Annotated in this window: 21 protein-coding genes and 6 tRNA genes; 7 read left to right on the forward strand and 20 right to left on the reverse strand. The window is 31.3% G+C overall.

Annotated elements, in window-relative coordinates; genetic code table 11:
- Nucleotides 1–90: 90 nt before the first annotated feature.
- The 11 genes from HW119_RS01615 to proS form a co-directional block, all read right to left on the reverse strand.
- Nucleotides 91–1,392, reverse strand: a complete 1,302-nt coding sequence (locus HW119_RS01615; protein WP_177760960.1) for a dihydrolipoamide acetyltransferase family protein — start codon at nucleotides 1,390–1,392, stop codon at nucleotides 91–93.
- A gap of 87 nt (nucleotides 1,393–1,479) precedes the next feature.
- Nucleotides 1,480–2,628 carry a glycosyltransferase family 2 protein gene (locus HW119_RS01620; protein WP_177760961.1) on the reverse strand — a complete coding sequence of 383 codons (1,149 nt, stop codon included), beginning with the start codon at nucleotides 2,626–2,628 and terminating at the stop codon, nucleotides 1,480–1,482.
- Nucleotides 2,629–2,714: 86 nt separating this feature from the next.
- Nucleotides 2,715–4,514: a translational GTPase TypA gene (gene typA, locus HW119_RS01625; RefSeq protein ID WP_177760962.1), complete on the reverse strand. Its 1,800-nt coding sequence runs from the start codon at nucleotides 4,512–4,514 to the stop codon at nucleotides 2,715–2,717.
- 110 nt (nucleotides 4,515–4,624) lie between these two features.
- Entirely contained in the window at nucleotides 4,625–4,876 is a 252-nt protein-coding gene (gene rpsT, locus HW119_RS01630) for a 30S ribosomal protein S20 (RefSeq protein ID WP_177760963.1), read from the reverse strand.
- A gap of 181 nt (nucleotides 4,877–5,057) precedes the next feature.
- Nucleotides 5,058–5,129 (reverse strand) — tRNA-Glu (locus HW119_RS01635).
- A 34-nt stretch (nucleotides 5,130–5,163) separates the two neighbouring features.
- Nucleotides 5,164–5,235 (reverse strand) — tRNA-Glu (locus HW119_RS01640).
- A gap of 34 nt (nucleotides 5,236–5,269) precedes the next feature.
- A tRNA-Glu gene (locus tag HW119_RS01645) sits at nucleotides 5,270–5,341 on the reverse strand.
- A gap of 34 nt (nucleotides 5,342–5,375) precedes the next feature.
- Nucleotides 5,376–5,447, reverse strand: a tRNA-Glu gene (locus HW119_RS01650).
- Nucleotides 5,448–5,481: 34 nt separating this feature from the next.
- Nucleotides 5,482–5,553 (reverse strand) — tRNA-Glu (locus HW119_RS01655).
- A gap of 34 nt (nucleotides 5,554–5,587) precedes the next feature.
- A tRNA-Glu gene (locus HW119_RS01660) sits at nucleotides 5,588–5,659 on the reverse strand.
- Between the two features lie 248 nt (nucleotides 5,660–5,907).
- Nucleotides 5,908–7,386: a proline--tRNA ligase gene (gene proS / locus HW119_RS01665; RefSeq protein ID WP_177760964.1), complete on the reverse strand. Its 1,479-nt coding sequence runs from the start codon at nucleotides 7,384–7,386 to the stop codon at nucleotides 5,908–5,910.
- A gap of 100 nt (nucleotides 7,387–7,486) precedes the next feature.
- Here proS and HW119_RS01670 point away from each other — a divergent pair, with 100 nt between their 5' ends.
- From HW119_RS01670 to HW119_RS01690, 5 genes are all read left to right on the forward strand, one after another.
- Complete coding sequence (locus HW119_RS01670; protein ID WP_177760965.1) at nucleotides 7,487–8,356, forward strand: hypothetical protein; 870 nt, start codon at nucleotides 7,487–7,489, stop codon at nucleotides 8,354–8,356.
- Nucleotides 8,357–8,367: 11 nt separating this feature from the next.
- Complete coding sequence (locus HW119_RS01675) at nucleotides 8,368–9,897, forward strand: OmpP1/FadL family transporter (protein ID WP_177760966.1); 1,530 nt, start codon at nucleotides 8,368–8,370, stop codon at nucleotides 9,895–9,897.
- Nucleotides 9,898–9,969: 72 nt separating this feature from the next.
- Nucleotides 9,970–10,806: a hypothetical protein gene (locus tag HW119_RS01680; RefSeq protein ID WP_177760967.1), complete on the forward strand. Its 837-nt coding sequence runs from the start codon at nucleotides 9,970–9,972 to the stop codon at nucleotides 10,804–10,806.
- 66 nt (nucleotides 10,807–10,872) lie between these two features.
- Nucleotides 10,873–12,189, forward strand: coding sequence for a 30S ribosomal protein S12 methylthiotransferase RimO (rimO, locus tag HW119_RS01685; RefSeq protein ID WP_177760968.1), 1,317 nt, complete (start codon nucleotides 10,873–10,875; stop codon nucleotides 12,187–12,189).
- 46 nt (nucleotides 12,190–12,235) lie between these two features.
- Nucleotides 12,236–13,156 (forward strand): AEC family transporter, encoded by a 921-nt coding sequence (locus HW119_RS01690; protein ID WP_177760969.1) that lies wholly within the window; start codon nucleotides 12,236–12,238, stop codon nucleotides 13,154–13,156.
- Between the two features lie 27 nt (nucleotides 13,157–13,183).
- Here HW119_RS01690 and HW119_RS01695 read toward each other — a convergent pair whose 3' ends face one another.
- The 8 genes from HW119_RS01695 to HW119_RS01730 form a co-directional block, all read right to left on the reverse strand.
- Nucleotides 13,184–13,582 (reverse strand): DUF2059 domain-containing protein, encoded by a 399-nt coding sequence (locus HW119_RS01695; protein ID WP_177760970.1) that lies wholly within the window; start codon nucleotides 13,580–13,582, stop codon nucleotides 13,184–13,186.
- Nucleotides 13,583–13,611: 29 nt separating this feature from the next.
- On the reverse strand, nucleotides 13,612–14,244 hold the full coding sequence (locus HW119_RS01700) for a 7-carboxy-7-deazaguanine synthase QueE (RefSeq protein ID WP_177760971.1): 633 nt from the start codon (nucleotides 14,242–14,244) through the stop codon (nucleotides 13,612–13,614).
- A gap of 85 nt (nucleotides 14,245–14,329) precedes the next feature.
- Nucleotides 14,330–15,991: a tetratricopeptide repeat protein gene (locus HW119_RS01705; RefSeq protein ID WP_177760972.1), complete on the reverse strand. Its 1,662-nt coding sequence runs from the start codon at nucleotides 15,989–15,991 to the stop codon at nucleotides 14,330–14,332.
- A gap of 12 nt (nucleotides 15,992–16,003) precedes the next feature.
- Nucleotides 16,004–16,903 carry a PstS family phosphate ABC transporter substrate-binding protein gene (locus HW119_RS01710; RefSeq protein WP_177760973.1) on the reverse strand — a complete coding sequence of 300 codons (900 nt, stop codon included), beginning with the start codon at nucleotides 16,901–16,903 and terminating at the stop codon, nucleotides 16,004–16,006.
- A gap of 407 nt (nucleotides 16,904–17,310) precedes the next feature.
- Nucleotides 17,311–18,189, reverse strand: a complete 879-nt coding sequence (locus HW119_RS01715; protein ID WP_177760974.1) for an energy transducer TonB — start codon at nucleotides 18,187–18,189, stop codon at nucleotides 17,311–17,313.
- Nucleotides 18,190–18,210: 21 nt separating this feature from the next.
- Nucleotides 18,211–18,753, reverse strand: coding sequence for an ExbD/TolR family protein (locus HW119_RS01720; RefSeq protein ID WP_177760975.1), 543 nt, complete (start codon nucleotides 18,751–18,753; stop codon nucleotides 18,211–18,213).
- Between the two features lie 18 nt (nucleotides 18,754–18,771).
- A complete protein-coding gene (locus HW119_RS01725; protein ID WP_177760976.1) occupies nucleotides 18,772–19,386 on the reverse strand; it encodes an ExbD/TolR family protein in 615 nt (204 codons plus the stop codon).
- Nucleotides 19,387–19,435: 49 nt separating this feature from the next.
- Entirely contained in the window at nucleotides 19,436–20,263 is an 828-nt protein-coding gene (locus HW119_RS01730; protein WP_177760977.1) for a MotA/TolQ/ExbB proton channel family protein, read from the reverse strand.
- A gap of 884 nt (nucleotides 20,264–21,147) precedes the next feature.
- Between HW119_RS01730 and HW119_RS01735 the strand changes: the two genes are divergently transcribed.
- Together HW119_RS01735 and rluF are read left to right on the forward strand one after the other, a co-directional pair.
- Nucleotides 21,148–21,996, forward strand: coding sequence for an alpha/beta hydrolase (locus tag HW119_RS01735; RefSeq protein ID WP_177760978.1), 849 nt, complete (start codon nucleotides 21,148–21,150; stop codon nucleotides 21,994–21,996).
- A gap of 27 nt (nucleotides 21,997–22,023) precedes the next feature.
- On the forward strand, nucleotides 22,024–22,923 hold the full coding sequence (rluF, locus tag HW119_RS01740) for a 23S rRNA pseudouridine(2604) synthase RluF (protein ID WP_177760979.1): 900 nt from the start codon (nucleotides 22,024–22,026) through the stop codon (nucleotides 22,921–22,923).
- Between the two features lie 31 nt (nucleotides 22,924–22,954).
- On the opposite strand, the gene HW119_RS01745 is transcribed toward rluF, so the two are convergent.
- On the reverse strand, nucleotides 22,955–24,337 hold the full coding sequence (locus HW119_RS01745) for a DUF4153 domain-containing protein (RefSeq protein WP_177760980.1): 1,383 nt from the start codon (nucleotides 24,335–24,337) through the stop codon (nucleotides 22,955–22,957).
- Nucleotides 24,338–24,370 lie beyond the last annotated feature (33 nt).

The following is a 24,370-nucleotide window of genomic DNA, read 5'->3' on the forward strand; positions in this document are numbered from 1 at the left end:
ACTATTTTATTTAGAATTAAGAATTAAATATAATATTAAAAAAATATTAAATAAAAAAATCCCAAAGCTTTCACTTCGGGATTTGATATATTATGCATCTCTGTTTACATCGAATGTTTCTAAGTAATGTGCAACTCTTTGTACAAATTGTCCTCCTAATGAACCATCAACTACACGGTGATCGTATGAGTGAGATAAGAACATTTTTTGACGGATTCCGATAAAGTCACCTTCTGGAGTTTCAATAACTGCAGGTACTTTACGAATCGCACCTAAAGCTAAGATTCCAACTTGTGGTTGATTGATAATTGGTGTTCCAAAAACAGAACCAAAAGTACCAACATTAGTAACAGTGTAAGTTCCACCTTGTGTATCGTCTGGTTTTAATTTACCCATTCTTGCACGGTTTGCTAAATCGTTAACCGCTTTAGCCATACCAACTAAGTTTAATTGGTCAGCATTTTTAATCACAGGAACAATTAAGTTACCGTTTGGTAAAGCAGCAGCCATTCCTAAATTGATGTTTTTACGTTTGATGATGTAATCGCCATCAACAGAAATATTCATCATTGGGAAATCTTTCAGTGCTTTTGCAACCGCTTCCATGAAAATTGGCGTGAAAGTTAATTTCTCTCCGTCACGTTTTTCATAGATACCTTTCATTTTGTTTCTCCATTTCACGATGTTTGTAACGTCAACTTCGATGAAAGATTGAACGTGAGCAGCCGTCTGAACCGACTGAACCATGTGATGTGAAATGATTTTACGCATACGGTCCATCTCGATAATCTCGTCTTGACCGTTTACTGAAACTGGAGCTGCTTTTGTAGCCGTTTGTGCAGCAACAGCTGGCGCAGGTGCAGCAGCTTGTTTTACTGGAGCAGCGGCAGCAGGCTGATTTCCTCTATTTTTAACGTAATCTAAAATATCTGTTTTAGTGATTCTTCCGTCTTTTCCTGTTCCGTTCATAGCTTCTAATTCAGCCATAGAAACACCTTCTTCTTTAGCGATATTTTTCACTAATGGAGAAAAGAATTTATCAGACGAAGAAAAATCTTGAGTTGTAACTTCTTTAGCAACTTCAACAGTTTTTTCAACTTGAGCAGCAGCAGCTTCAACTTTGGCAGCAGGTGCAGCAGCTACATCTCCACCTTCTGTTTCAATAATAGCAATTGTTTGACCTACTTGAACCACATCGTCAACACTGAAAAGTACTTCAACGATTGTTCCTGAAACTTCAGAAGGAACTTCGCTATCTACCTTATCGGTAGCAATTTCAACAACTGTTTCGTCTTGCTCAACAGTATCTCCAACGTTTTTAACCCAATTTGTAATCGTTGCTTCTGCAACACTTTCACCCATTTTAGGTAATTTCAATTCAAACCTTGCCATATATTTAATCAAAAGTTGTGTTTAATGAATAGTTTTACAAATTTAATATTATTTTCGGTTTTTTCTAACAAAATTGAAAATTTCACATTATTTCAATGATAAAACTTCTCCTCTATCATTTTTATCATTACTTCCTAAAAAATATTCAGAATTTATAGGTTTTATCTTGAATGTAAAGCCGTAATTCTTGAATCGTTGTAATAATTTTATGTAATCTTGATGAGAAAAATAAGTAGAATCGTACAATATCTCTATTTTATTCTCTTTATTTTTTTCTAAATAAGAATTTAATTCTTCAATTTCAGACAATTCAATAATCGAAATATCATTATGCTGTTTAGATAAATTTGACTTTTTAGAAAAATGCACATATTCAGTTGGATTGTTTTTTTCTTTAACTACTTCAGATTTTTTCTTGAAAGCGAAAATGGTAATTCCAACATTCATCATCACATCAAAAACAAACGAAGACGTAAAATGCTTACGATAAAAAAACTGCATCGCTTCTTTAAAACGTTTCATATAAGTTCCGTCTTTTAAAGTACTTTCACCTTTGAAATGAATACACGAAACTTCAGAAAAATAGTAATTCTTTTTACCTTCTTTCAAACTTAAATACGATAAATCGATATCGTCCGAATACATAAAACAGCCTTCATCAAATCCACCAACTTTTAGATACAATTCGCGTTCTAAAAACATAAATGCACCAACTAAAATATCTACATTTCCGTTTTCATCTTCGGAAAGATGTTGGGCATAATATTGATTAAAAAGTTTTGATTTTGGAAAGAATTTATAAAGTCCTAAAACTTTTGTAAAAGCAACCCAAGGCGTCGGAATTCCACGTTTACTTTCGGGAAGAAATTGACCTGAACCATCAATTAGTTTACATCCTAAAATTCCGAAATCAGGTAGTTTTTTGATATGATTTAAAATCGAGGTAAATGTATTTTCAGACACAATCGTATCTGGATTTAAAATACAAAGATATTTTCCTTTAGCAATTCCAACGCCTTGGTTATTTCCTTTTGGAAAACCGGCATTGTAATCATTAAATATATAAGGAATATTTGGAAAAATATCTTGCATCATTTCCTTTGAACCGTCAGTTGAATTATTATCGACAACGATAATCTCTGCCTCGATATTTTCAATGGCTTTTTGGACACTTTTGATACAAGCTTCTAAAAAATACTTGACGTTGTAATTTAAAATGATAACCGATAATTGCATAAAACAAATATAATTTTAAAAATATAGAAAGCATAAAAAAAGTCCGAAACTTTCGCTTCGGACTTTGATTTTATAATGATTTAGAATTAGTCGTTTTTAAAACGTTTTCTATCTGTTTCGTTTAAATAAATTTTACGTAAACGTAAAGATTTTGGAGTTACTTCAACGTACTCATCTTTTTGGATGTACTCTAAAGCTTCTTCTAATGAGAATTTGATTGCAGGAATAATTCTTGCTTTATCATCTGCTCCTGACGAACGAACGTTAGATAACTTTTTAGTTTTAGTTACGTTAACTGTCATATCATCTTGACGAGAATTTTCTCCAATAACTTGTCCTTCGTAAATATCTTCGTTAGGGTCAACAAAGAATTTACCACGGTCTTGTAATTTATCGATAGAATAAGGAATAGCTTTTCCGTTTTCCATAGAAATTAACGAACCGTTGTTACGTCCAGCGATTTCACCTTTGTATGGTTGATATTCTAAGAAACGGTGTGCCATAATTGCCTCACCTGCTGTTGCAGTTAATAATTGGTTACGCAAACCGATGATTCCACGAGATGGGATGATAAATTTAATAATCATACGCTCACCTTTTGGTTCCATTGATAACATTTCTCCTTTACGTAATGTTACGAATTCAACCGCACGACCTGATAAATTTTCAGGAATATCGATTGTTAATTCCTCAATTGGTTCACATTTTTTACCATCAATTTCTTTGATGATAACTTGTGGTTGACCAATTTGTAATTCGTAACCTTCACGACGCATTGTTTCAATTAATACTGATAAGTGAAGTACACCACGACCGAATACCATGAATTTATCTGCAGAATCAGTTTCGTTAACACGTAATGCTAAGTTTTTTTCTAATTCTTTCGTTAAACGGTCTTTAATGTGACGAGAAGTTACAAATTTACCTTCTTTACCAAAGAAAGGCGAATCGTTAATTGTAAACAACATACTCATTGTTGGCTCATCAATTGAGATGGTTTTTAATCCTTCTGGATTTTCAAAATCAGCAATACAATCTCCAATTTCGAAACCTTCAATACCAACAACTGCACAAATATCACCCGCACGAACAGATTCTACTTTCTTTCTACCTAAACCTTCGAATGTAAATAATTCTTTGATTCTAGATTTAACGATTGAACCGTCGCGTTTAACCAATGAAACTTGCATTCCTTCTTTTAAAGTTCCACGGTGTAAACGACCAATTGCGATACGACCTGTGAATGAAGAGAAATCTAAAGATGTGATTAACATTTGAGGAGTTCCTTCTAATTCTTCTGCAGCTGGAATATGATTGATAACCATTTCTAATAACGGCTCCATAGAATCAGTTTGAACTTTCCAATCATCAGACATCCAGTTGTTTTTAGCAGAACCATAAACCGCAGGGAAATCTAATTGCCATTCTTCAGCACCTAATTCGAACATTAAATCGAAAACTTTTTCGTGAACTTCTTCAGGAGTACAGTTTTCTTTATCAACTTTATTAATAACCACACAAGGTTTTAATCCTAATTCGATAGCTTTTTGTAACACGAAACGCGTTTGTGGCATTGGTCCTTCAAAAGCATCAACGATAAGTAAAACCCCATCAGCCATATTTAACACACGTTCAACTTCTCCACCAAAATCGGCGTGACCAGGAGTATCAATAATGTTAATTTTAGTTCCTTTATATTGAACAGAAACGTTTTTAGATACGATAGTAATCCCTCTTTCTCTTTCAATATCGTTATTATCAAGAATTAAATCTCCAGTATTTTCGTTCTCTCTAAATAATTGACAGTGATACATAATTTTGTCAACCATAGTTGTTTTACCGTGGTCAACGTGTGCAATAATTGCGATGTTTCTAATTTGGGTCATAAAAATTAATTATCAAATATTGTAATCTATATTCCTTTTGATAAGGAACAAGAAAAGCTCTCGTTAAATTGAGAGCTTAAAATTATTGTATTTTATAAACTTTCTGCAGATTAAAGTGCAGAAACATGTTTAGTTAACTTAGATTTTAAGTTAGAAGCTTTGTTATCATGAATGATATTCTTCTTAGCTAATTTATCAATCATTGAAGTTACAACAACTAATTTTGCAGTAGCTTCAGCTTTATCTTCGATTAAACGTAAAGCTTTGATTGCGTTACGAGTTGTTTTGTGTTGGTATTTATTTAACACTCTTTTTTTCTCGTTACTTCTAATTCTCTTTAATGCTGACTTGTGATTTGCCATTTTTTCTTAATTTAATTGTAAAGTTATCATATAAACTATTAGGTAAAAAATAAAAACCTCCCACAATCATCTTTTTTATAAAATTAGATACAATAAAAAAGAGTCACTTTGGTTTTAACTAATAAAACAAATTTTCGAGACACAAAGATTTGTTTTATAAAACTTATTTACAACTAATTTGTAGTCCGTAGGGGAATCGAACCCCTGTTACCAGGATGAAAACCTGGCGTCCTAACCCCTAGACGAACGGACCATCAATTTTATAAAGGATTGATAGAAACCTTTTGTAGTCCGTAGGGGAATCGAACCCCTGTTACCAGGATGAAAACCTGGCGTCCTAACCCCTAGACGAACGGACCATCAATTTTATAAAGGATTGATAGAAACCTTTTGTAGTCCGTAGGGGAATCGAACCCCTGTTACCAGGATGAAAACCTGGCGTCCTAACCCCTAGACGAACGGACCATCAATTTTATAAAGGATTGATAGAAACCTTTTGTAGTCCGTAGGGGAATCGAACCCCTGTTACCAGGATGAAAACCTGGCGTCCTAACCCCTAGACGAACGGACCATCAATTTTATAAAGGATTGATAGAAACCTTTTGTAGTCCGTAGGGGAATCGAACCCCTGTTACCAGGATGAAAACCTGGCGTCCTAACCCCTAGACGAACGGACCATCAATTTTATAAAGGATTGATAGAAACCTTTTGTAGTCCGTAGGGGAATCGAACCCCTGTTACCAGGATGAAAACCTGGCGTCCTAACCCCTAGACGAACGGACCATTTGCTTTTTATTTGCGGTTGCAAAAGTACAAAACTTTTTAAAACCTGCAAATTTATTTTTTATTTTTTTCAGTCTTTAAAAGAACTTTCTGCTGTTATGCGAGTGCAAATATCATAATATTATTTGAATTCGCAAACCTTTTTTTTTCTTTAACACAATAAATCCACTAACTGGTTTCATTACCAAAAACTTAGAAATAAAAAAAATCGGTTCATGAGATTCACAAACCGATTTTAAAACTTTCATTTAGTATGCTTTTGCAAATAAAACGCGCCCTTCAGAAGGTTGTCCTGTTAAAACACAACTTCCCTTTTCTTCTTTTCTATCTAAAGGAATACAACGAATAGTCGCCTTTGTTAAATCTTTAATTTTATCTTCTGTTTCAGCAGTTCCATCCCAATGCGCCAACACAAAACCTCCTTTAGTTTCTAAAACATCTTTAAACTCCTCAAATGAGTTCACTTCCGTTATATAACTATCTCTAAAAGCAAGTGATTTTTGAAACATTTCTTTCTGAATTGTTTCTAACAAATCAACAAGATACATTTCTATTCCATCTTTAGAAACAACTTCTTTTGTTAACGTATCACGACGTGCCACTTCATAAGTTCCATTTTCCAAATCTTTTGGACCAACAGCTAAACGAATCGGCACTCCTTTTAATTCGTGTTCATTAAATTTAAACCCAGGCTTTAAATTCGTTCTATCGTCAAATTTTACACTCACATTTAATTTACGTAATTTCTTAACTAATTCATTTACTTGTTCAGAAATCTCAGCTAATTGTTCATCTGTTTTATGAATAGGAACAATAACCACTTGAATTGGCGCCAAATTTGGAGGCAAAACCAATCCATTATCATCTGAATGCGTCATAATCAAAGCTCCCATCAAGCGAGTTGAAACTCCCCAAGATGTACCCCAAACATGCTCTAATTTCCCTTCTTGGTTAGCAAACTTTACATCAAAAGCTTTTGCGAAATTTTGACCTAAGAAATGAGAAGTTCCTGCTTGTAAAGCTTTACCATCCTGCATTAACGCCTCGATAGTATAAGTTTCATCAGCTCCTGCAAAACGTTCCGTTTCAGTTTTCGCACCTTTAACCACAGGAATAGCCATAAAATCCTGAACAAAATCAGTATAAACCTGATGCATTTGCTGTGCTTCAGCTAATGCTTCTTCACGAGTCGCATGCGCCGTATGCCCTTCTTGCCATAAAAATTCAGCTGTACGTAAAAACAAACGCGTACGCATTTCCCAACGAACCACATTAGCCCATTGATTAATTAACAATGGTAAATCTCTATACGAATTCACCCATTTTTTATATGTTGACCAAATAATCGCTTCGGAAGTCGGACGTACAATCAACTCTTCTTCTAATTTAGCATTTGGGTCTACAATTAATTTTCCTTTATTATTTTCGTCATTTTTTAAACGATAATGCGTTACAATTGCACATTCTTTCGCAAAACCTTCTGCGTTTTTTTCTTCAGCTTCAAACATACTTTTGGGTACAAAAAGCGGGAAATAGGCGTTCTGATGTCCTGTCTCTTTAAACATTTTATCTAATTGCGCTTGCATTTTTTCCCAAATTGCATAGCCGTACGGTTTAATCACCATACATCCCCTAACTCCTGAGTTTTCAGCTAAATCGGCTTTAACGACTAATTCATTATACCATTTAGAATAATCCTCTGATCTTTTTGTGATGTTCTTGCTCATTTTTAATATTTTGGTATAAAATTTGTTTTAAAAATATTAACTTTATATTTTATACAAAACTAACTATTTTTGTATTGTTCAACAATAAAAACTGCATCTAATGAGAACATATTTTAAAAATATTAATTTAATGACCTATTTAGGTCTAATAGCAACCATTGGATTAACAACAGTTTCTTGTACTTCTTTAAATTCAAATTATTACGACGTCGATGGAATTTATAATACAAGAAAAATAAAAGCACCTGTGACACACAATGAAACAGCATATTATGAAGAATATTTCAATGAACAAAAGGACGTTTCGTACGAAACTTTTACAGATATAGATAGCTATTCTTCATATTCTAATGGCTCGTACCCTGGTTGGGGCGAAAACAATACCACAACAAATATTTATATTGATAACGCGTTTGGATATCCGTATTGGGGATGGAATAACTATTACCCAACTTACGGCTGGAGTCTTGGCTTTGGTTTCAACAATTATTGGGGATGGAATTACGGATTCGGATACGGCGGATATTACGGTTGGGGCAACCCATATTACGGTGGTGGATGGGGTTATCCTTATTACGGTAATGGATGGGGCTACCCATATTATGGTTATAACACAAGAAATATTTCTCGCACAAGTAACACAAGAACAATTTCTTCGAACTATAGAAACAACAACATAAGTCCAACAAGAAGTAGTCGTGTTGCAATTGAAAATTCACGTACAAACGCAACTCGTATCAGTAACATTTCTAATACAAGAAGAGAAACTTCAAACGTAAGACCTACAGATGTCAGAAATACATCTACAAGAACTAACACAGTTAGACCAAATACTAGAGAAACAAATTACAATACACCTTCAAGAAACACAACAATTAATAGCTCTCCATCTAGAACTAGTATGCCAGCAACAAGATCAGGCGGTTCAAGTATGGGAGGAAGTCGTTCAAGTTCAGGAGGAAGAAGATAAATTTATAGATTATGAAAAAATATATAATTTTTGCAGGAGCATTATTTATAGCTCCACAAATTTGGTCACAAGAATTAGAACCAACGGATGCTATTCAATTTGGAAGTAATCAATTAAATGGATCAGCAAGATACAATGCAATGGGTGGCGCCTTCGGTGCAATTGGTGGAGATGTTTCCGCAATACAAGATAACGCCGCAGGTTCTGCTGTTTTTAATTACAATAACATTTCATTCGGAGCAAACATTAGCGGAAGAAAAAACAATGCTTCTTTTCTAAACTACAATGCAACAGAAAAAAACACAGCTTTAGATTTTTCACACTTCGGAGCCGTTTTTGTAATTGATGGAAAAGAAGACAGTAAAATAAAAAATTACAATTTTGGCTTAATCATAAACAATCAAGCAACCTACGATAACAACTATCGTATTCAAGGAATAAATAATCAGTCTATCGGAAATTATTTTTTACGACATGCTAATTTTGGAGATAATGGGTCACCAATTCCATTAGATTTAGTACAAACAAGACAAGGCGAAACCATTGGCGATTTATACAATTATTTAAATTCTGTTCCCAATGGATTTCCTGCGCAACAAGCTATGTTAGGCTATCAAGGTTATATATTAAACAACGAACCAAACGGCAGCTATTCGCTAAATGTTGCTCCTGGAAAATATTATCAAGAAACCTTAATGAGTACTTCAGGATTTAATAGTAAGTTGACCGGAAACTTTGGTTTAAACATAGACAATAAATATTATTTAGGAGCTAATTTAAATGTAAGTTTTATTGACTTTAATAAATCCATTTCAACCTTTGAAGAAAATACAGCATCTGTAACCAATGGAGTTGGAACCATTCTATTTGACAATAATATTTATACTTATGGTAGCGGATTTTCGTTCAATATTGGAGGTATCGCAAAAATAACAGAAAATGCTCGAGTTGGTTTAAGCTATGAATCTCCAACTTGGTACGGTTTAAATGACGAAAGTCAACAACGTTTACAAACATATAATTACGAAAATGGCGTTCGCAGTATGTATGATGTTAATCCAAATTTAGTAACTTTATTTGATAGATATCGTATTAAAACACCATCTGTTTTCGGAGCAAGTTTTGCATACATTTTTGGAAAATCAGGTATAATCAGTGTTGATTATAAAATCAAAGATTTCAGTACAACCAAATATTCAAGCGATACATCAAATTTCAATGATTTAAATAATTATTACAGTAACAATTTAAAATCAAGCTCTGAAGTTAGAATCGGTGGAGAATATAGAATTAGCCAAGTTAGTTTAAGAGCAGGTTATCGATACGTTCAAAGTCCTTATAAACAAACAAATATAATTGGCGACGTCAATTCTGTTTCTGGAGGTATAGGCTACAGCTTCGGTTCAGCTCGCTTAGATTTTGGATATTCTTTCACACATCAACCAATAAGTATGAATGTTATAAGTTCTGGACTAAACGATTATGCCTCAGTTAAAACAAAACATAACAATTTCTCTTTAACTTATTCATTCAGTTTTTAGTAGATAAATAAAATCCTTTCAATTATTTAAGAAAGGATTTTTTTATTGTAATTTTGCAGAAAATTTGTTTTTATGAAATTAATTAAAATTGCGCTTGCTACGCTAACATTATTAACCACTTACCAAAATTCAGCACAAGAAATAACTCCAAAATATACCGCTTCAAACAAAGGAAAATTTTATATTTATTGGGGAGGAAACAGAGGTTTTTATTCAGGTTCAGACATCCGTTTTCAAGGAGCTGATTACGACTTCACCTTACATAATGCAACAGCACATGACAAACCTAAAGGCTGGCACATCGATTATATCAATCCAACAAAAATAACCATACCACAAACAAACGCAAGAATTGGATATTTCATTTCTGACCATTATAATGTTTCTCTTGGACTTGACCATATGAAATATGTAATGACGCAAAATCAAGAAGTAAGTTACGATGGATATTATCCAAATCCAGGTTCTTATGGGGAAACTCTTCCGAACGGAAATATTTTACTAACAGAAGAATTTGCTACTTTTGAACACACTGACGGATTAAATTACATCAATGCTGAAATCAATCGTGTGGATGACATTTCAAAATTTGTTCAAATAAGAGATACTGATAAAATTCAACTAAACACAACTGTAGGTTTAGGCACTGGAGTTATTTACCCAAAAACTAACGCTCAAATGTTTGGAAGACAACGTTATGATGACTTTAAAGTTTCAGGTTTTGGATTTTCTGCAAAAGCAGGTTTAAACTTAACTTTCTTCAAACATTATTTTATTCAATACGAAGCAAAAGTAGGTTACATAGATATTACAAACGCAAGAATTTCTCATAACACATCAGATAAAGCTTCGCATCATTTTACATTTTTTGAAAGTATAATTGCAGTTGGAGGAATCTTCAGATTATAAACTAATCAGAAAAAATAGCTTAATCCATAAATAATCAGTAATTTCGCAGTCCAATTTTTTTTAGAAATGAGAACTAAATCTGTAAAGAAAAATAAAATCAATGTAATTACGCTGGGATGCTCTAAAAACATTTACGATAGTGAAGTTTTAATGGGACAACTTAAAGCTAGCGGAAAAGAAGTAACACACGAAGCTGTTAAAGATGAAGGTAACATTATTGTAATCAATACTTGTGGTTTTATCAATAATGCTAAAGCCGAATCTGTAAACACTATTTTAGAGTACGTTGAGAAAAAAGAACAAGGCCTAGTTGACAAAGTTTTTGTTACAGGTTGTTTATCTGAAAGATACAGACCCGATTTGGAAGCAGAAATTCCAAACGTAGATCAATATTTCGGAACTACAGATTTACCTCTTTTACTAAAAGCTTTAGGAGCAGATTACAAGCACGAATTATTAGGAGAACGTTTAACAACAACTCCGAAAAATTACGCTTATCTAAAAATAGCCGAAGGTTGTGACAGGCCATGCTCTTTCTGTGCAATTCCGATTATGCGCGGAAAGCACGTTTCGCAACCAATCGAAAAATTAGTCAAAGAAGCAGAAGGATTAGCTAAAGACGGGGTAAAAGAATTAATTTTAATCGCTCAAGATTTAACGTATTACGGTTTAGATTTATACAAAAAACGCAATCTTGCTGAGTTACTAGAAAACTTAGTTAAAATTGAAGGAATTGAATGGATTCGTTTGCATTACGCCTTCCCTACCGGTTTTCCGATGGACGTTTTAGAATTAATGCGAAACGAACCTAAAATTTGTAATTATTTAGACATTCCATTGCAACACATTTCAGACAATATTTTGAAATCGATGCGTCGTGGAACAACTCAAGAAAAAACAACTAAACTATTAAAAGAATTCAGAGAAACTGTCCCTGGAATGACAATCAGAACAACTCTTATCGTTGGATATCCAGGAGAAACTGAAGAAGACTTTAAAATCTTAAAAGATTGGGTCCAAGAAATGAAATTTGAACGTTTAGGATGTTTCCCATATTCTCACGAAGAAAATACGCACGCTTATTTACTTGAAGATGATGTTCCAGACGAAGTAAAACAACAACGCGCTGAAGAAATCATGGAATTACAATCGCAAATTTCTTGGGATTTAAATCAAGAAAAAATCGGTAAAATATTCAAATGCATCATCGACCGTAAAGAAGGAAATCATTTCATTGGAAGAACTGAATTTGATAGCCCAGATGTAGATAACGAAGTTTTAATTGATGCAACCAAACACTACGTTAAAGTAGGTGAATTTGTAAATATTATGATTGACGAAGCTACAGAATTTGATTTATACGGTACACCCGTTACAAAATAATATACCTAACCGAAAGTAGTACTTTCGGTTTTTTTATGACTCAATTATGGCAAATATCATCTTACTTTTTTTGTGTTTAATCATCGGAATATTAATCCAAAGAATTAAAGCTTTTCCTAAAAATACTTCGGCTGTACTAAACCAATACATTTTATTCATTGCATTACCAGCAATGGCATTACATTATTTACCAAAAGTTCAATTAAGCTTAGATTTACTTTTACCTGCTTCAATTGCTTGGTTATCTTTTGGATTAGCTTTTATTTTATTTAATATTTTAGGCAAAATATTTGGATGGTCAAAAAAATTAATTGGATGCTTAATTTTAACCGCTGGATTAGGAAACACTTCTTTTGTTGGAATTCCAATCATTCAAGCTTTATTTGGCGATGAAGGATTAGAAACATTAATCATTGTTGATTTACCAGGAACATTTGTTGTTTTCTCGACTTTAGGAATCATTACAGCAACATTATATTCGAATCAGAAAAAATCAAATGACGGTTCAATTTTAAAAAAGATGTTATCATTTCCCCCTTTAATTGCATTTTTAGTAGGAATTAGTTTAGCCATTTTTAAAATAGATTTTCCTGAAGCACTTTCAACTGTATTTAAACAATTAGCCATAACAATATCACCTATTGCATTAATATCAGTAGGATTTCAATTACGATTTAAAACCTATAGTAAACATTTTAAATTTTTAGCTTTGGGATTATTTTTCCAATTGATACTATTTCCAGCTATTATTTTCGGGATATTTTATGGAATCCTAAACCAAACTGATTTAGTAGCCAAAGTTTGTATTATTGAATCCGCTATGGCTCCAATGATTACAGCAGCAATTTTATCCAATGCAAACGGATTAAAACCCGAATTAAGTAACATGATGGTTGGTTACGGAATTCCGATTTCGTTTATTACGATTGGTATTTGGTATGTGATCATTGAACATATTTTTATATAAAAACAAAAGCTCAGTTAAACTGAGCTTTTACATCATATATTTCATTAAAATACCTTGTAATTCGTATTGTGTTTTACTTAATTCAAGTAAAGTTTGTTCGTCAATTAATTCAGACTTTTCTTTTAACTTAATCCCGAGTGGTGATTTATAAAATTCGATTAGTTTTAAAACTTCGTCTTGAGAAAAAGAAGAAGCGTAAGCATCAATTTGCTTTTTAATGATTTTATCTAAATAATTTTGAACATCTTTTTTGAAACTATCTTGATCATCTTCAGATAAATTATCTGCTAGCTGATTGATAATTACACTATATTTATCAGAAAAACCACTTACTTCTAATAATTTTTTTACATCTTGTTTATTAGCTTGGGCCGAAATTAAAGTTGGCGTAAAGATAAAAAAGAACAATACCAAAAGCTTTTTCATAAATATTTTTTCTGTAAAATTACAATATTTTAAGGAATATCCAAATATTTATGAGTTTGTAATGAAATTCTCCATTTAGGATTATTTTTCACATAATCTATAATAAACGGCAACATCTCTTCACTTTTACTCCATTCAGGCTGTAAAAACAAAACCGCTTTATCATTTACTTTCGAAGCTTGTTCTTCAGCAAATTTAAAATCGTTATGATTATAAATAATAACTTTTAATTCGTGAGCAGCATCATACACACTTTGCGTAGGTAATTTCGTTTTTTTAGGTGAAAGACAAATCCAATCCCAAGAACCCGATAATTCATAAGCTCCCGAAGTTTCCATATTGGTTTGAATTCCTTCCGATTGTAAAGATTCAGTTAATTTATTTAAATTCCACATCAAAGGTTCGCCACCAGTAATAACAGCTAACTTTCCATTTAATTTAGCATTAGTAACGATCGTTTCTACAGAAGTTAATGGATGTAAATTTTCATCCCAACTTTCTTTTACATCACACCAATGGCATCCTACGTCGCAACCTCCTAGCCTAATAAAATAAGCTGCTGTTCCTGTATAATTACCTTCACCTTGAATGGTATAAAACTCTTCCATTAAAGGTAAATATGTTCCGTTTTCTAAATTCAATTTTGTTTCTAAAGTTTGCATTCTAAATAAATTAGACCACAAAGATACAATCAAAAAATTGATTACTAAAAAATAAAAAGGCCAACCTAAGTTGACCTTTATAATATTATTTTTTATTTAACTTTTTTAAAGCGTTTAAAGAATATTCATGATTTGAATCTAATTCTAATACTTTATTAAAAGCTTTAGTTGCTTTAGCTTTATCAGTTTTCATGTTTTGAACACCAATAAACATATAAGATTCCACTAAAGCATCTTTTAATTCTGGATCATTAAACATTTTTTTGTTTGCAACAGCTTCTGTAAAAGCTACATAATTTTTTTCCATAGCTACTTTTGAAGCATCGGTATCAATAAAACGATATGCTCTTGCATTCATAAATAAAGCTTCGTGTGTTGTTGGCGAAACTCGAATTGCTTCATTAAAAGCTTCAGTTGCTCTTTGCAATTGATTATCAAACATTGGTTTTTCATTTGTCAGAAACAAACAATTACCTTTATAATAAGTATCATAAACATAATTTGGACTTTCTGTATTTAGAGTTCCTAAATCAAACAAATAATAAGCTTGTTCGTAATTTCCTTTTTTAAATAAATCTAAAGCATAAGCATTCATTTCTTCTGCTAAAGAATTATCAATACTAATACCTTTTTTGACATTAGCTAATCCATTTTCATATCCACTTTTCTCAAAAGTTCCATCTTTAGTTTTCGATTGAGCAATTTCTGCTAAACCTAAGTATAAATAGTCAATTCCTTTGAATGACTCTTTATTCTCTACAACATCAAAATATTTATTGATGAATGTAATTGCATCTTCATTATTACCTTTTTCATATGCAGAAATTGCAGCATATTTATAAATCGGGAAGTTTTCTCCTCTTGATTTCCAACGTGCTTTTGAAAATTCGTCTAGAGAATCGAAGTCTTTGATTTTAATTAAAAAATCAGCATAGTTATTATCCGAATCAACAGATTCACCAATCAGTTTATGGTATTTAGAATAAGCTGCAGAAGCATTAGCTATTTTATTTGAATCTTTCTCTTCTTTATTCCATAAATAATTCGTAAAAGCTAATTCTTTGTAAGCAGGTTCAAAATCAGGATAATCTTTGACTACATCATTTAATTTTTGAACGGCAGTTGCATAATCTTTATTATAGGTTGAAATTGTAGCTATTTTCATTAAAGCCAAAGGAGACTTTGGATTTACAGCTAAAGCTTCTCTGTATTTTGACAATGCCAATTTTGATGATTTATCTGCAAGGTAAATATCACCTAACATTACAATAGCTTCAACATTATTAGGTTTTGCTTTGATTGCTTTGTTTGCGAATTCTGTTGCTCTAGTAATATCAGGAGTATTTGCATCTAAACAAGCTTGAGAAATTAATAAGTAAGTAGAAATATCATCTCTCTTAATATTTGCTTGTGCACCATTAAATTTTGATCTAGCTTCTTTTTCTTTTCCAGAATTTAAAGCTAATTGACCTAAACCAATATTGTTTATGGCAGCATTTTTAGCGGCACGCAATCCATTCTTAAAATAAAAAGTTGCTGAATCAGCATTATTTTGTAATAAATGAATTTTTCCTAAATTATAATAATTAGCTCCTTGGTTAGGTTCTGTTTTTAATAATTTGTATAATTCAATCTTAGCTACATCATATTTCCCAAACTTAATTGCCTTTTCGACATCAACAGAAGTTTGCGCATTTGACGAAGCTATTACTGCAAATAATAAACTTAAAGTAATAGTTTTATTCATACTTATAGAAATTTAATTTTCGTTTATAATAATTTCTCTTGTTGGCTGTTTGTAAGGAAAAAGTCCAGACTTAAGAACAATTCGTTGTCCTCGATCACTCGCTGCGAAAGATGAAACTCCTTTACCTAAACCTGAAACACCTTGAGCTTCGATAACGTATAATTCTCTAATCAAAGGATAAGAACCATCAGCAATTGTGGATTGTGAAGGACGATAATATTTGTTATCTGATTCATTTAAAACCGACATCGATTTTAAATTTTGTTTCAAATTAGCAATTTCTTGATTAGGTTGCAACAACCAATTGATTCCCACAATTCCAATTGCTTTATTATTTTTAGAAGTGTACTCAACTACTTCCTTGGTATCTTTTGCAAAATAAACATTATCTCCAAATTCAGAAACACCAGCTTTATTTTTAAAATACTGACTTAAACTTGAATTAATATTATCAAAAACAATTACATGATCAGCTTGTGACTTTGGATTTTTAATTAAATCTACGATTGTTTTAACATCAATTAATGAATCACTGCTTGACTTTGCATTAACAAAAATGATAGCATCTTTAGCAAAAGGAGTTTGATTTACATTCTTTTTTCCTTCGAAATGTTTCAATTCCTTTTCATTTAACTTACGAGGCAAAACAGCAATCTTTACAGAATCTTGTAACATATAATTTACAATTTCATTTTCAGTCTTCGGAATAATATTAATTGTTGCCTTATCGTAGGTATTCATAAACACTTTATTGATGTCGTCAAAAATAGGCACAATAGATTCTTCAACGAAAACCGAAGTTGTACCTGTTGCATATGTCTCCTCAACAACTTGATTTTCTGACTCTTTTTTACAACAAATCAATAAACCAGTAAAGGCAAAAAAACCAATACCTAACAAATATTTTTTCATAAAGATAAATCTAAATAAACTAAAAGCGAAATTTACAATTAATAGTTGATAAATCTAATAAAAATAAATTAAAAATTAGAACATAATATGAATTATATGCCTTTTAATAACTAACAGCACCATAATTTTCAATATAAACTCAGAATAAAAAACAAAACTGTCTAAAACAAAAAAAAAGGAGCGCTACTCCTTTTTAATTATTCTAAAAAAACGAATTATACTATACACTATAAGTAATACTCCGAACAAAACACGATTTGTATAAGGAATATCAAAAGGTAAATTCTCAACTAGGATAAATAAACACCCCAAAACAAAATATAAGAAAAGAAAAACAATTCCTAAAATAAAGAAAAATCGCTGATTTAGCGATTTTTCTTTAAAAGTATTTATAAACTTTTTCATCATTAGTTTGAAACTCTAACAGTAATTGGAAGGTTAAAACTTGAACGTACTGGTTTTCCGTTTTGCATTCCAGGTTTCCATTTAGGCATTGATTTCAAAACTCTGATTGCTTCTTTACCTGCACCATATTGATCGTTAACAATTTGGATATCAGTAAAAGAACCATCTTTTTCAACAACGAATTTTAAAACAACTTTAAACTGATTTACGTTTGAACCAACTTCAGGTGAATTGAATTTTCTCATGAATTGTTGATAAAACTTCTGCATTCCATCTACAGGCTCAGCTTTATTTTGAAAAAGGTTGTGAATTTTGTTATCATCATCTGAAAAAGTATTCCCTTTACCAGAACCTTGAGAACCTTTATCTGCATCACCAGTTTTACTACCATCCGATTTAAAATCTCCATCTGCTGAACCTTTTTTATTATCAGCACCAGAAGTAGTTTTATCGTCAAACTCATCCTGAGCAGCCATCTTTTGTTCTTTAACCTCATTATCCTTTTTGATAACAGTTTCGGTTAATGCTTTTTCATCTTGAACAGATTTAGAAGCGTCTGCTGGTTTTTCTTCAGGTGGAGGAGGTGGTAATTCTTCCTTAATTTCCTCAACTTCTGGTTCTGGATCAGGCAATTCAGGAAGTTCTACTTCAACCACTTCAATTTGATCGGTATCAGCACCTCTCGAAGAAGAGCCTAAAAAAACGGCATCGTAGATGGTTTTACTAGCAAAACCTAAAGCAATAACTCCCATACCAAATAACAAGGCAATAAAAGTATTTTTTGTGCTTTCTTCACGAAGCTTGTAAGCTCCGTAGGCTTTGTTTCGTCCCTCAAATACAATATTCGTCCAATCTTTACCGAAAACATTCATATTTGCCATATTCTTATTTTTTAAAATGCATTACTGCATGATTTCTTTTTCCGCGTCAGTCATATCATTGATTGCATACAATTTAACTCCTGTAATAGCCATTTCATCTAAAATATCTATCATGTTTGTATAAGTTGCATCATCTGTTGATTTAATCAAAACCAACAATCCTTCTTTATCAACGAATCCTTGAGCCTTTAGATTAGACATTTTTTGTAAAATAACTTGTCTAATACCATCTTTACCATAAGTTGAATCCGTTGGACCAATTCCTTGATAAGGATCATCAAACATTCCCATATAATATTTTAAAGAATTATCTTTTCCTATTAAAATAGTCATCGTTTTCGATTCTTTTGCTGGAATTTTTTCATTTTCTTCCTGTCTAGACTTATCAGGCATCGTCAATTCCATTGACTGAGGTTTTGATAATGACGTCGTAAGCATGAAGAAAGTAATCAATAAGAAAGCTAAATCTACCATCGCAGTTAAATCTACTCCAGCATTTTGTTTTTTACTTCTTACTTTTTTACCGCCTTTTCCGCCACCATTATCTGTATTTAATTCTGCCATTTCTTAAATTTTAATTTATTAGAAGTCTGAATCTCTTAAACCTGTAACTAAGTAAAAACGATTTTGTCTTTGCTTTTGTAGGATTTGAACTACCTCATTTACAGTACCGAATTTTTCTTCAGCATTTCCTTTAATAGCAACCTTAACGAAATCTTCTTTTCTTTTCCAGGTAGATTCTCTTGAATGCTTCACCCATGCAGAAAGTTGATTGTTTAAAGAATCTTTATAAGGAATTCCTTTTAAATGATTCTCTGGTTTCATTAATTCGCCAACTGGTTTAGCTAACAATTGTTTTAACTCTCTAATATCAACACCAAAGTTTTCCATTGTTGTAAATTTTTCAATTTCTTCTTTAGTAAACTCAATGTTATATTCTTTTCCCATTCTTTCAAGCACATCGATTTTATCATCTTTACCAGATAAACCAAAATATACTTTTTCTTCATCAACTGTTAATGTAACAATGTCAGTAGTAGGAATTTTTGTTTCTTTAGTAGAATTAGGAAGATCAACAGGATGAACCTCTGGAGTTTTAGCTGTTGAAGTTAAAACAAAGAATGTTAGCAACAAGAACGACACGTCACACATCGCGGTCATATCAATTCTTGTACTTGATTTTTTCATTTTTGCCATATTCTTTACTTTTAACCAATATTAAATATTGGATTGATTAAACTACTAATTAACGGTTGTTTCTTCTGTAAGATTGCGTAATAGCAAATCCAGCTTCGTCAATGAAATGAGTTAATTTATCAATTTTAGTAGTAAATGCATTATAGAAAATAATTGCTAAAGTAGAAGTACCAATACCTGTAGCAGTATTCATTAACGCTTCAGAAATACCAGTTGCTAATGCAGATGAATCAGGAGAACCAGAAGTTGATAAAGCCGAGAATGCTTTAATCATCCCTGTTACTGTTCCTAATAAACCAATTAACGTACCTGTAGAAACTAATGTTGCTAATACAATCATATTTTTCTCTAACATTGGCATTTCTAATACTGTAGCTTCTTCAATTTCTTTTTGAATTGTCTCTGTTGCTTTGTCAGCATCAAAACCTTCAGCTTTAACTTCTTTAAATTTAACTAAGGCAGATTTTACAACGTTTGCAACTGAACCTTTTTGTGTATCACATAATTCGATAGCTTCATTGATTTGATTCGAAGCAACTAAAGTTTGAATTTTTCCAACAAATGCTTTGTTGTCACCGCTTCCACCAGCTTTAGTAATAACGATAAATCTTTCGATTCCAAATACTACTGTTGTTGTTAATAAACCAATTAATACAGCAATAACGTAACCTCCTTTGTACATCATTCCCATTAAGTTTCCTGGTAATGGATCTAATTGATTGTTACCTTCTACGAAGTTACTTCCAGCTCCTAATACAAATGCCCACATGATGTATCCGAAACCTAAACATATAATTACAGCGATAGCTGCAAAAATGTTAGATAATCCTGAACTAGACGCTTGTTTTTCAACTGATTCATTTGCTAAGTTTGTCATCTTTTTAAAATTTAATGTTTACTCAATTATTATTATTCAATTTTTATTCCTGCTTGTTTGTTGATATGTTTTAATCAGGAGAACGCAAATTTAGTTTTTTAGATGAAATAAAAAAATAAAAATAACCATTTCAATTACTCATTTAACACAATTAACTTATTCTCAAACTTTTTTTTACATTCGCTTAATTTACAAAAAAATTCTCAACAATATAAAAGGTTAATTATCAATACTGAAACAAAAACACCTTTCTTTAAAATATTTAATTTATTTACAATTATTTAAACATCGAATTTTAAAATTAATTCATCAAAATAAACAATTTATAAATCAAGTAGTTAAATATTTAATCTCTTTAAAAATAAATTTTTCTAGAGAGTCAAAAGGGATTTACAACAAAACTTCTTTAGAATTATTCAAAATTACTAAAAAATATATTACCAACTAACGTGTTAACAAAGCTTTAATTATTTAAAGAAGACATTACTATACAGACGAATCAATAAAAAATTTATTTTAAATTTATTAATTTATCAGCAACTAACCTCAAAAAACAGTTAAGATAAAAATTTATTAACATATAGAAAACCAAAGAATTACACAAAAAACTCAGGTTAAATATTAATGTCGATTCTAAAAAAATGTAAAAAAATGATTTAAAAAAAAGAAGGTAACTAACAATTCAATTCTTTAAATAAACATTTAACACTTTTTAACCTCTTGCTTTACACATTAGCTAATATATAACGTACTACAACTAAATCTTATTATGTGAATATTGTTTTTTTTTTATTTAAAAAATTATTTTGAAATAAAATCTTTAGGTATAAAAATTGCTGTTTCATCGTCAAAAAAAACTATTTTTACTACTTAATATGAATAGCATGAGTAAATTTTCGAACATCAAATATTGGCTAATGACCAAATCTTTTGGAATGATAGTTAACGGAATTTCTTTATTCAATCCAGAAAAAGCTGGAAAAATTGCTTATAAAATATTTTCAAATCCTAGAGAAGGCAAATTAAATGCTTTTTCAGATTTTCTTCAAAATTCACAACATACTACTCTTATATATAAAGAGCATCAAATACAAACTTATCATTGGCAAGGAAACAAAGAAACCGTTTTATTAATTCATGGTTGGGAAAGTAACTCAAGCCGTTGGCAAGGAATGATTCAATATTTAAAAAAGAAAAAATATAACATTGTTAGTTTAGATGCGCCTGGTCAAGGTATGAGTTCAGGTAAAGAATTCAATGCCGTTTTATATGCAGAATTTATTAACGAAGTTTGCCAAAAATACAAACCAACCTTTTTAATTGGACATTCACTTGGCGGAATGACCATGTTTTATGCACAATCAAAATATCAATTTCCGTTTGTGAAAAAGATTATTGGTTTAGGTAGTCCGAATATTTTTCATCGCATCACCAGAAATTACAAAAGTTTACTTTCATTAAATAACAGAACCTATCGTTCATATTTAAATATTTTTGTAAAGAAATTTAATATTGACACTACATATTTCAATTCTGAAATTTTTGTAGAAAAGATAAATAAACCTTTATTAATTATTCATGATAAAGATGATGCCATCGTTCCATATAACGATGCTGTTCAAATTGTAAATAAAAATCCGCATGTAAAATTTATAAGTACCGAAAACTTAGGTCATGCGTTGGTTCATAATCAAGTTTATAAACAGGCAGTTTCTTTTTTAGAAAGTGAATAATCTGTATAAAAAGTGTAATTTTGCAATATGGAAGAACAATTAACAAGATTAAACAAATTTTTATCAGAAGCCGGCTTTTGCTCGCGTCGTGAGGCAGATAAATTGATTGATGAAGGCAGAGTTACCATAAATGGTATTGTACCAGAGATGGGAACCAAAGTCGCACCAACAGATGAAGTTTGTGTTGACGGCAAATCAATCAATGCAAATCTTGACGAGCCAATTTATTTAGCTTTTAATAAACCTGTAGGAATTGAATGCACTACAAATCAAGAAGTGAGAAATAACATTGTGGATTACATCAATTATCCGAAACGTATTTTTCCTGTCGGAAGATTAGATAAAGATTCGGAAGGACTTATTATAATGACTAACGATGGCGATATTGTAAACAAAATTTTACGCGCAAGAAACAATCACGAGAAAGAATATATAGTAACGGTTGATAAACCAATTACCGACCGATTTATCACGCGAATGGGAAATGGTGTTCCGATTTTGGATACGATTACTAAAAAATGTCGTGTAGAAAAAATCAGTCGAACTGTTTTCAGAATTTTTTTAACTCAAGGTTTAAACAGACAAATTCGTAGAATGACTGAATATTTAGGTTATGAAGTTGTTGCTTTAAAACGCGTTAAAATTATAAATATTTCTTTAGATGTTGCTGTTGGAAAATACAGAGAAATTACCTCAGCCGAAATGAATGAACTAAATCGATTAATTGGCGATTCTAGTAAAACAGAAGAAGCTAGTTTACCTAAAGCTCCATTGAGAGCTAGTCGTGTTACACCACCGCCAACTCGTGATAAATCTTCGAACAGAAATAGAACTGAGTTGAGAAACGAACGTCCAATCAGAAACGAAAGAAAATCTACGGAAAACGAAAGACCTTTACGAAACGAACGTAGAACTCCAAGAAAATAAAACGAAAATCCGAGACATTGCTCGGATTTTTTTATGGATTTAAATCTACGGTTTGATAATACAATTGAGAAGATAAAAATGATTTTTCTTTTTGTCTATTCACTCTATTAATTAAATATTCGGGAATTTCTAAATTTTTCGTTTTGTAATATTCAAGCAATTCTTTTTCGTTTCCATCCAAATCATATTCTAAATATTCAAAATCGGTTTCACTTAAAGTTAAATTATAATAGGTGATGAAACTTCCCCAATTAAAAAGAGAACAAAAAACCAAAGTGTAGAAAAATCCCCAAGTCATTTTATCAACCAAATAAAAATTCGTTTTTTGATTTTGGATTTTCTTAAAAGTAAAATGCAATCCATAAAAACAAAGAATCAAAAACATATAAACACCCAATCTTTTGTAAGTCAATCCAAGATTGGTTACGTAAATTGTATTTTGATAAACCGCAGAAGCTACCAAAACTGCATTTAAAATCACCCAACATTTTGCACCAAGTACCAAGTATTTATTATTCTGAATAAAGTTTAAAGCATCTTTAAAGAAAAATAAAATCACCAACATCGCTAAAACAATCGAACCGATAATCGAATAGATTTGTTCGTGAATTCTATTGCTAAAATCTCCTAGATTTATCGCAGGATTTTGAATATGTTCAACATTAAAAACTACGATAAAAAACAGCAACATCAAGTTTAAACAAAATAAGGTGATGATGCCGCTTCGCATTTCGAACTCTAAAGGAAGAAAATCGAAAGTTGGTTTTTGATTCTTTTTTGCATCTTCAGTAAAATTTGTTTTTAACGAACGGTTTAAGGTTACAAAAACTTCATAAATTTTGGCATTCCAAAAAACAAACGAAATATAAAATCCAAAAATCGTCACGAAAATGATAAAGAAATTAATATCCAATTCAAAACGTTGATACCAAGCTAATAAAGTGTCGCTTGTAGAAACGTACAAAGCAAAGAAAACACCCAAAATTAAAAATGGTAAAACAACGTACGAGAAGATTTTCATAAACAGTTTTTCTTTATCTGATTTTTTAGTTTCAAACCAAGTATTGAATTGAAAAAACTGAACCACATAAGCAAACCAGTTCGAAGCAAAAATTATGGATTGCATGATTAATCTCAACTTTTGATTTTCGCAATATAATCGAAATACGAATGAAGAAACCATTACTGCCAAAAAAGTCACAAAACTAGCTAGCCATGCATTTGATAACGAACACAGTAAAACGGTTGTAGCTAAAAATAACGCTCGCTTATCTTTTAGCATTTCGGGTTTTTGAACAAAATTGAAAACCATTAAAAAGATAGCAAAAATCGATAGATTTAAACCTAAATCTTGATTGTAAAAAAGCACCACAAAAACCAATGTGCTTAAGAAAATTAATAGATGTTTTTTCATAATTATTTATTTAAAAGTACTTTGTGTTTCAAA

The sequence above is a fragment of the Flavobacterium sp. I3-2 genome (assembly GCF_013389595.1).
Classification (GTDB): domain Bacteria; phylum Bacteroidota; class Bacteroidia; order Flavobacteriales; family Flavobacteriaceae; genus Flavobacterium.